The sequence below is a fragment of the Mesorhizobium sp. M7A.F.Ca.CA.001.10.2.1 genome (assembly GCF_003998575.1).
GTDB lineage: Bacteria > Pseudomonadota > Alphaproteobacteria > Rhizobiales > Rhizobiaceae > Mesorhizobium.
In genome coordinates this window covers 25,229-33,947 of the sequence record NZ_RZQY01000003.1, presented here as the reverse complement: position 1 = coordinate 33,947, position 8,719 = coordinate 25,229, and the positions used below count along the sequence as shown (strand labels likewise).

Below are 8,719 nucleotides of genomic sequence, written 5' to 3'. Positions count from 1 at the left end.
AACAGGGCGAGTTACAGGTTTTGGCGGGGTAAAATGATGAGTTGCCATCGGTTCGGGGTTGCTTTTACTTTTGTTGCATTCGTCGCAGGGGGCGCCCTGTTCGCCGCGCCCGAGGCTGTAGCTCAGCAAACCTGTTCCTGTCTTGCGCCCGTGCCGGCGTCCGCAGACGCGATAGGTCGTCTTACGCAGGTCCGGGGTAATGTGCAGATGTCCCAGGCCGGCGGCTATGCAGGGGTGGATGCCGAGGCGCCGGTGTATGCGGGCGCGCGCATCATGACCGGGGCGCAGGCGTCTGCTTCGCTGGCTATCGGAGCCAATTGCGCGCTCGATATTCCAGCCAATGCCACCGTCAAGGTCGACCCTATCGAAGGCGGCATGTGCGTTTCGCTTGAGACACCGTCTGCGACGATCGTACCCGCCAGCTCAGAACCTGGCATGCTGCCGGTTCTCTTGGGCGGCGCCGCCGTCGGTGGTGCCGCCGCCCTTATTATCGGCCTGCAGGATGACGACGACGCGGTCAGCCGATAGGCGGGATACGACCCCCGCTGTTTTGCGTAAATTTGTCAAATGCGTCATTCGCCTTCATGCGGGTGACGCGTTTCTATTTTGTCGAGGCGAAGCTTTGCCTCCTCTCAACCAGAAACGCCAATGATCGACCTGCATTCACATATCCTGCCCGGTCTCGATGACGGTTCTCCTGACTTGGCCATGTCGCTGGAGATGGCACGGCTGGCAGTGGCCGACGGTACAACGCATATGGCATGTACGCCGCATGTAATGCCTGGGGTTTATGAGAACGCCACGCCAAAGATTGCCGGGGCTGTTCAGGCGTTAGAACTGGAGCTTCATCGCGCTGCCATACCGCTTACCGTATATGTTGGCGCTGATGTTCATCTCGCGCCTGATCTCCCCGATCGATTGAGGCTTGGTACGGTGCCGACTCTGAACGGATCCCGCTATTTCCTGTTCGAACCGCCACATCACATTTTGCCTCCGCGGCTCGAAGACTTCGCCGCCCGTCTCATAGGGGCCGGCTTCGTGCCGATCCTCACTCATCCAGAGCGGTTGACTTGGATCAAGGCGAATTACGACGTCATCGAGAGGTTGAATACGCTAGGCTGCCTTATTCAGCTCACGGCTGATTCTGTGACGGGGGCCTTTGGACGTACGGCGCTCTACTACTCGGAGAAGCTGCTGGATGAGGGCAGGGTGGATATTGTCGCCTCCGACACCCACGGCGCCAGCCGGCGGCGGCCAGGGCTTTCGCAGGCGGTTGTCGCCATCGCGAACCGGTGTGGGGAAGATGAGGCTTACAACATGGCAGTGAAACGCCCGGACGCGATATTGCAAAATCGGCCGCTCGTGCCCATCGGAAAGCAAAGCCCGAGAAAATCGGGGGGCAGCAGTGCGGGGCGGTTTGGCGGATTGGGCCGGTTGTTTAAGAGCGGGGCTCTTTGATGGGCATTTTCGATCTCGCAAGAAGTCATGCGGGCACCGTGCCCGCTTTGCTCGCATCGCTAGCAATATCTGCCTGCGCAAGCACTTCGTCGACATCGACGTCCTCCACCAGTTCTGTCGATGCGCTGCAGCCGACGGCGTCTTCATCGGCGCTCTCTGGCGGTGGTACGCTGCAGGTGGTCAAGGATCTCCCGCCGCCGCAGAATACCCAGAACGGCAGCGAGCAGCCTCTGTCTGCCAACGATGTGCTCGAGGTCAGTGTGTTTCAGGTCGATAATTTGAACAGAACAGTTCAGGTCGACGCGGGCGGACAGATTTCGCTTCCGCTGATTGGGACCATGACTGCAGCCGGCAAGACCGTTCGTCAGCTCGAGAAGGAAATCGAGACTGCCTACGGTGAAAAGTACTTGCAGTCGCCTGACGTGACGATTTTCGTCAAGGAGTCGATTGGCCAGCGCATCACGGTCGATGGTGAAGTCAACAAGGCCGGCATTTATCCGGTGTCCAGCAGCGCTTCCTTGCTCGACGCGATCGCCCTTGCCGGAGGGTTCAATCCGGTCGGTGATGCCGGCAAGGTCTTCGTCTATCGCAATGTCGGCCAAAACAAGCTGGTCGCAAATTACAATGTCGAGGAAATCCGCGCCGGCAAGAACCGCAACCCGCGCATCTATGGCGGCGACGTGGTCGTCGTTTTTGCTTCGAAGTCGAAAATCGCGATGAACAATTTGAAGGATGCGCTGGGCCTCGCCTCCAGCGCTGCCCGCATTGCGGTCATTCCGTAGACACGGACAACCCCAGGATCACCTCGCGCATGCTCGATCGCAACAGGCAGCCCCAACTTGCCGGACCCGGACATGGCCAGGCCCTGTCCGCGGACTCCTATTACGACGTGCCGCAAAACTACGGTCCCTATGGTCGCGACTATGCGGGCCAGGATGAGGGGTTCAACCCGCTCAAGCTGCTTTTATACATCGTCCAGTATCGCTGGCTGATCGTCATGATGGCGGCGGCCGGGCTCGTTGCCGGCGTCATCGTGACGATGATGCAGACACCAAAATACCTGGCGACGACGCAGCTCGAAGTTCTGGTGCCTTCGGCGAAAGTGTTTCAGGACATTGAGGTCGTTTCCGAAAACAGCGACGTCCGGGCCTTCCTGACCGCTCGGGAGAAGCTGAAGAGCCGGGCATTGGCTCAGCGCGTGGTGTTCCAGCTTGGGCTTAGCGAAAAACCGGATTTTCTGTTTCCGACGCCGAGCTTTTCCCCGAGCAATATTGTCTACCGTGCGTTCGGGATGTCCAAGTCACCCTCCATTGAGGAGAAAACGCCTGAAGAGCGCGAGGCAATTGCGATCAAGCGCATCCAGGAAGATCTGACGGTCAATCTGGTCACCAATACGAGCCTGCTATCGATCACCTTCGTCGATCAAAAGCCGAAATATGCAAGCGACGTTGCCAATCAGGTCGCGCAGAGCTTTATCGATCAACGTCTCGATCAGACCAGCGAGACCTCTGATCTGGCACGGCAGTTCATCCAGGAACAGGTTTTGCAGGTGAAGCAAAAGCTGCAGACCTCCGAAGAGGAACTGGTCACCTATGCAAAAGATGCCGGCATCACGGTTACCGGCGATGACAAATCGCTGATCGGCTCCAACATCGAAGCCCTGAACACCGCCCTGGCCACTGCAATCCAGGAGCGTCTTGATGCGGGGCGGGTGGTCGATCAGATAGAAAAAGGCCGCGGGTCGAGCCTCGGTCCGGTTCTGGAAAGCGAAGGTCTGCAGAAGCTTAGCGAAAAGCTGGCGGATCTGACCAGCCAATATCAGCAGAAATTGGGCATCCTGAAGCCCGGTTTTCCGGAAATGCAGCAATTGCAATCGCAGATCAAGGAACTCCAGCGAATCTACAACAACGGCGTGCTGGCGATAACCGATTCGTTGCGGCTGAAATATCAGGAAGCACAGAACAAGGAAGCCGATCTCAAGTCCAAGCTCGCGGAGATGGAGAGGCAGCAGGTCGTCTTCAACGACAAGAATATCAAATACACGATCCTGAAGCGCGAGGTCGACTCCAACCGGTCGCAGTATGACAGCCTTATCGCCAAGCTGAATGAAGTCGGCGTCAGCTCGGAGCTCAAGACGCAAAGCGCTGCGATAGTCGATTTCGCTTCGCTGCCCACAGCCCCCTATTCTCCACGTCTGAGCATCAACCTTGCAGTCGCTCTCGCGCTTTTCATGGCCCTGGCTGCATCGATCATCTACATCATCGAGTTGCTGAACAACACTTTCACCAACCCGGAGCAGATCGAGAAAGAGCTGGGGCTGGCGATGCTCGGCATCCTGCCGCTTGTCGGTGACCGCGAACTCATAGCCAGCATCGCCGATCAAAAATCCGGGCTCTCCGAGGCCTATCGTTCGCTGCGGACATCGCTGCAGTTCTCCGGTGCGGAGGGCGCGCCGCGATCGCTGCTGGTGACCAGTTCGGAACCGTCGGAAGGCAAGTCGACCACGTCGTTCAAGCTTGGCCAGGATTTCGCGGCACTCGGCGCAAGGGTTCTGCTTGTCGACGGCGATCTCCGCAAACCCAACCTGCACCGGCTGTTCGGCCTCGACAATGCGATCGGGTTGAGCAACCTGCTGACTAATACCGTTCGCAAGGACGATCTGCCGGGCATTTTCAGACCGACGAAATACCCTAATGTCACCGTGCTGACGTCCGGAACGATTCCGCCGAATCCGGCCGACCTGCTCTCGTCGCCGAAGATGGCGTTGATCTTGACCAATCTCGGCAAACGCTTCGATCTGGTCATCATCGACGCCCCGCCGGTCGTCGGTCTTTCCGATGCACCAATCCTCAGCCGGCTTGCCGAAGGCACATTGATGGTCGTTTCGACCAATCAGGTCACACGCAAGTCAGCCAAAACGGCACTCAAGCGTCTGCGCTCAGCCGGTGCGAACGTGATCGGAGCGGCGATGTCGAAATTCACGGTCAACAAGTTCGATTACAATTACGCCTATAAATACATGAACTATCAGTACTACGACTATGGCGCGAGTACCCCGAAAATTGAGGGCAAAGTCGATGACGGAGCAGGCGAGCCCGCTCACGCGAAATCTCCGGCGTTCAGGCGTTTGGTTCGTCGCCTCCGTTCTGGTGTTGGCGGTTTCGTCGATAGGGCTAAGTCGGCTTCTTGAGTCGGAAACGCCGGCCGTCTCGCTTGCGCTCGATCCGTTGAATATAGATGCCTTGATAGGCGAAATTGCCGGTCGGCTGAGCGAAACAGGCGACGGTGTTGATCTCGACGTCTTGGCAGCAAAGGCGAGGGGCGCGCTTCGTTTCAACGTCGCGGACGCCCGGCTCTACAGCCTGATAGGCGAGATTGAGTATCGACAAGGCGAGAAAGACGAGGCTTTTGAACTCTTCGACCAGGCTCGAAAGCTGTCCAAGACTGAAATCCATTCGCTTCAGAGATCGATCGATCGCTCGATCGAGATGGGCGACCTGTCAAAGGCCGTCGCCGAGATCGACACGTTGCTGCGCCGGTGGCCGGACACATTTCCAGTCATTGCGGCGGGCTTGCCGGCTATTCTTGCAAACCCGGACGGATATCAGGCTGTCCTGGCAGCCTTAAGGATCGAGGCACCGTGGAGGTCCAATCTTTTCTCCGCCCTTGGTAAGGATCCGCGGGGCCTGCGCGTCGCAAATCAACTGTTGCTGGACCTTACCGGATCGAGCTCACAACCGACGTCGAAGGAATTGTCTGCCGTAATCAACGGGTACATCCGGCAGAAGGAATACGAGGCGGCCTATCGGCTGTTCCTGTTCAGTATGACCGATCAGGAGCGGACACTGGCCGGATACATCTTCAACGGCGGCTTTGAACAGATCCTCAGCGACAAGCCATTCGACTGGCAGGTTCGCGACCGCTCCGGTCTGGAAATTACCTTTGCCGGGGCGCGCGACGTCGGCGAAAGCGATAGCGGAGCGACTGTCCGGTTTCTGAATACGCCGGTGAAGAACGCCGCGCTCCAGCAATATGTCGAACTGCCTCCCGGCTCCTACAGGATTTCCCTGATCGCCTCCGCGAGAAACCTGAAGCTGCCCAAGCAGTTGTTCTGGTCCATCAGATGCGCGGATCCGGCGGGAGAAATAGCTCGGTTCAACATTCCGGAGGGCACATTCAATCGGCGGCAGTTGAGTCTGGATTTCGCGATCGGACCAGGCGCGTGTCCCATGCAAGTGTTGCGGCTGGAAACAGCTGCCATCGCTGAGAGCTGGCGATTTCGATACGTTGGCACGTTGGTCATGCACAAATTGAGCATCGAAAGAGTTTCATCTTGAGAGAGCGGTCAGCCCGGTCCACGGAATGGGAAAAATATCTGCTTGGGTCGGTTCTTTTCCTGTCAGTGCTGATTGGCGGCGGCACCGCGAGCGGTCTCTACACCGAGGCGGTGATCGAGGTGGCGGCGATTGTCGCGGCCGCGGCCATCTTTTCAAGGCCGTCTGAGCACGGCATCCCTCGCTCGGCCCTGTGGTTGCTTGCTCTGGGCCTTGCCGTGTTCTGTTTCCAAATCGTGCCGTTGCCCGCCGCCCTGTTGAGCGGATTGCGGCCTGAGGTTTTACTTGCAAATCCATGGCTGAGCGGTGAAACCGGGCTGCGTTTCGTCAGTGTCGGCGTGGGACGCACGATCGAGTGTCTGTTGTACTTCGTGGCGATGGCTGCATTCTTTCTGAGCGTCACCCGCTTGCGCCCAGATCAGGTCTACGGCCTCCTGCCCTTCTTTTTGATGGGTGTCATCTGTAACGGATTGGCTGCGGCGATCCAGTATTCGCTCTCCGATACGGTTGCCATACAGGGTTTGCTGCCGTTCACGATCAATGCGGGACTGTTTGCCAACCAGAACCACTTTTCAGCTTTGCTCTTCGTCTCCATCCCCTTCGTCGTCTACTACGGCCTGTTTCGCGGGCACCTTCTGTCCGGGTCGCTCGGTTTGATAACGCTGCTGCTGCTGCTTCTGGCCGCCGGTTCGCGCGCCGGTATTCTGATAGGGCTGGCGATCACCATAATATCGGTCGTCTTTCTGTCCGCGCGCTCGAGGCTGGGCGGGTATGGAATACCCGCTGTCTTCATCGGACTTTCGCTCTACACGATCGGGGCGTGGACGAAGATCGATGCGGAAGTGGTTGACCCGGCCTTTGGACGGGCCGAATTTGCACGCACCACGATCGCGGGAATTGAAGAGAACTGGGCGACGGGCGTCGGCTTTGGGAGTTTTCCGAAAGTCTACCAGATTTACGAAAAGGGGGAGATGATCTTCAAGCCCTACGTCAATCACGCCCACAATGATTATCTGGAATTGGCGCTTGAAGGTGGCGCGCCTGTTGTCTTTCTGGTCGCGGCCTACTCGATATTGCTTTTTGCGTTTTCCCTGGCGGCACGGCGAGATCCGCTGCAGAAAATGGCGTTTCTCTCAGTATCGTTTCTGCTCGTTCATTCCCTGGTCGATTATCCCATGCGAACGGCGGCGCTTGCGATGACTTTCGCCTATATGAATGGCATCATCTTTCACAAGGGATTCGCTGGGCGGTTAAGCCAGAGAGGCGAGTCGACCGAGGCCCATGATGACAATCTGCTTGTTCCCGTCAGGCCGGCTCTGGCAAGACGATAGCAATGCGTCGCCTGGAATTGGCGATGGATTGGCGCTGGATCGTGACCCAGACGTTTGCCGAACGCCGAGATTGACAAGCCATTGCATGGAACCTAAGCACGGTCGGCTGGGGCCGGGGGGTTCAGGCATGTCAAGGAGAGCTTCTTGAAAGGAATTATCCTTGCTGGAGGCAGTGGAACGCGTCTTTATCCACTAACATTAGCAGTCTCTAAGCAAATTCTGCCGATATACGACAAGCCGATGATCTATTATCCGCTGAGCGTTCTGATGCTCGCGGGTATCCGTGAAATTCTGATCATTTCGACGCCGCGTGACCTGCCCGTTTTTCGCGATCTGCTTGGCGATGGATCGGAGTTCGGCCTCGACCTGTCCTATGCCGAGCAACCGCAGCCCAACGGGCTGGCGGAGGCCTTCATCATCGGCCGCAATTTCATCGGCAAGGACAACGTGTCGATGATCCTCGGCGACAACATCTATTTCGGCGACGGGCTGTCGCAGCTTTGCCGCGACGCTGCCTCGCGCGAAAAGGGCGCTTCGGTGTTCGCCTATCATGTCGAGGATCCCCAGCGTTATGGCGTGGTTTCCTTCGACAAGGCCACGGGAACGGCGCTGACGATCGAGGAAAAGCCGCAGGTGCCGAAATCCAACTGGGCGGTCACCGGTCTTTACTTCTATGACAACGACGTCGTCGACATCGCCCCTGCCATCCGTCCCTCGGCGCGTGGCGAACTCGAGATCACGGCGGTCAACAACGTCTACCTCGAGCGCGGCCAGTTGCATGTGCATCGGTTGGGGCGCGGCTATGCCTGGCTCGACACCGGCACGCATGACAGCCTGCATGAGGCCTCATCATTCGTGCGCACCATCGAGCACCGCCAGGGCATCAAGGTCGCTTGTCCCGAAGAGATCGCCTTTGAACAGGGTTGGCTGACAGTGGACCAGGTTCTGCGTCGCGCCGATCACCTGGGCAAGAATGAATATGCCGCCTATCTGCGCCGGCGTGTCGTCGACCTGTCGGAGGGCTAGGTGTTGGAGGTCAGGCCCCTTGGCATCGATGGCGTGCTGGAAATCGTGCCGAAGCGACATGGCGACGCGCGCGGCTTCTTCGTGGAAACCTACAATGCCGAGCGCTTTTCGCAGGCCGGCATAGACCTGGCTTTCGTGCAGGACAATCATTCCTATTCCGCCGCGGCGGGCGTCTTGCGAGGGCTTCACTATCAGCTTGCGCCGCGCGCCCAGGACAAGCTGCTGCGCGTCATCCGGGGCAGCATTCTCGATGTCGCGGTCGACATTCGCCGCGGTTCGAAAACCTTCGGAAAATGGGTCGCTCTCGAAGTGTCGGCCGAAAAGGGCAACCAGATTCTGGTGCCGAAAGGCTTCGCGCACGGTTTCGTGACGCTCGTGCCTGACACCGAGGTCCTGTATAAGGTGACCGACACCTATTCGCAGGCGCATGATCGGTCGGTCCGTTTCGACGATCCCGCCATCGGCATCGAATGGCCGTCATTGGCCGGCGGGTTCCAGCTCTCGGACAAGGACCTCAAGGCGCCGCTGCTGGCCGCCGCCGAGGTGTTCGCCTGATGGGTTGCGTGAGGA

General features: G+C 58.3%; 9 protein-coding genes. 8 read left to right on the top strand and 1 reads right to left on the bottom strand.

Annotated features, from left to right (window positions below; genetic code table 11):
- A partial coding sequence (locus EN964_RS38065; protein WP_206528682.1) for a hypothetical protein occupies positions 1 to 528 on the top strand: 528 nt, incomplete at its 5' end.
- Between the two features lie 120 nt (positions 529 to 648).
- The gene (locus EN964_RS00480; protein ID WP_127268327.1) at positions 649 to 1,458 is read left to right on the top strand and encodes a tyrosine-protein phosphatase; all 810 of its coding nucleotides are present in this window, start codon (positions 649 to 651) and stop codon (positions 1,456 to 1,458) included.
- Positions 1,459 to 1,483: 25 nt separating this feature from the next.
- On the opposite strand, the gene EN964_RS38340 is transcribed toward EN964_RS00480, so the two are convergent.
- Positions 1,484 to 1,642, bottom strand: coding sequence for a hypothetical protein (locus EN964_RS38340; RefSeq protein WP_164752261.1), 159 nt, complete (start codon positions 1,640 to 1,642; stop codon positions 1,484 to 1,486).
- Here EN964_RS38340 and EN964_RS00475 point away from each other — a divergent pair.
- From EN964_RS00475 to rfbC, 6 genes are all read left to right on the top strand, one after another.
- Positions 1,635 to 2,240 (top strand): polysaccharide biosynthesis/export family protein, encoded by a 606-nt coding sequence (locus EN964_RS00475; RefSeq protein WP_224696614.1) that lies wholly within the window; start codon positions 1,635 to 1,637, stop codon positions 2,238 to 2,240. The two genes, EN964_RS38340 and EN964_RS00475, sit on opposite strands and share 8 nt — an antisense overlap.
- Positions 2,241 to 2,269: 29 nt before the next feature.
- Positions 2,270 to 4,648 carry a polysaccharide biosynthesis tyrosine autokinase gene (locus tag EN964_RS00470; RefSeq protein WP_127268326.1) on the top strand — a complete coding sequence of 793 codons (2,379 nt, stop codon included), beginning with the start codon at positions 2,270 to 2,272 and terminating at the stop codon, positions 4,646 to 4,648.
- On the top strand, positions 4,608 to 5,795 hold the full coding sequence (locus EN964_RS00465) for a hypothetical protein (RefSeq protein WP_245456755.1): 1,188 nt from the start codon (positions 4,608 to 4,610) through the stop codon (positions 5,793 to 5,795). Before EN964_RS00470 ends, EN964_RS00465 begins: the two co-directional genes overlap by 41 nt.
- Entirely contained in the window at positions 5,792 to 7,123 is a 1,332-nt protein-coding gene (locus tag EN964_RS00460) for an O-antigen ligase (RefSeq protein WP_127268324.1), read from the top strand. The genes EN964_RS00465 and EN964_RS00460 overlap by 4 nt, the downstream gene beginning before the upstream one ends.
- Positions 7,124 to 7,267: 144 nt before the next feature.
- Positions 7,268 to 8,149, top strand: coding sequence for a glucose-1-phosphate thymidylyltransferase RfbA (gene rfbA, locus EN964_RS00455; RefSeq protein WP_127272412.1), 882 nt, complete (start codon positions 7,268 to 7,270; stop codon positions 8,147 to 8,149).
- Positions 8,150 to 8,704 (top strand): dTDP-4-dehydrorhamnose 3,5-epimerase, encoded by a 555-nt coding sequence (gene rfbC / locus EN964_RS00450; protein WP_127272014.1) that lies wholly within the window; start codon positions 8,150 to 8,152, stop codon positions 8,702 to 8,704.
- Positions 8,705 to 8,719: the final 15 nt, after the last annotated feature.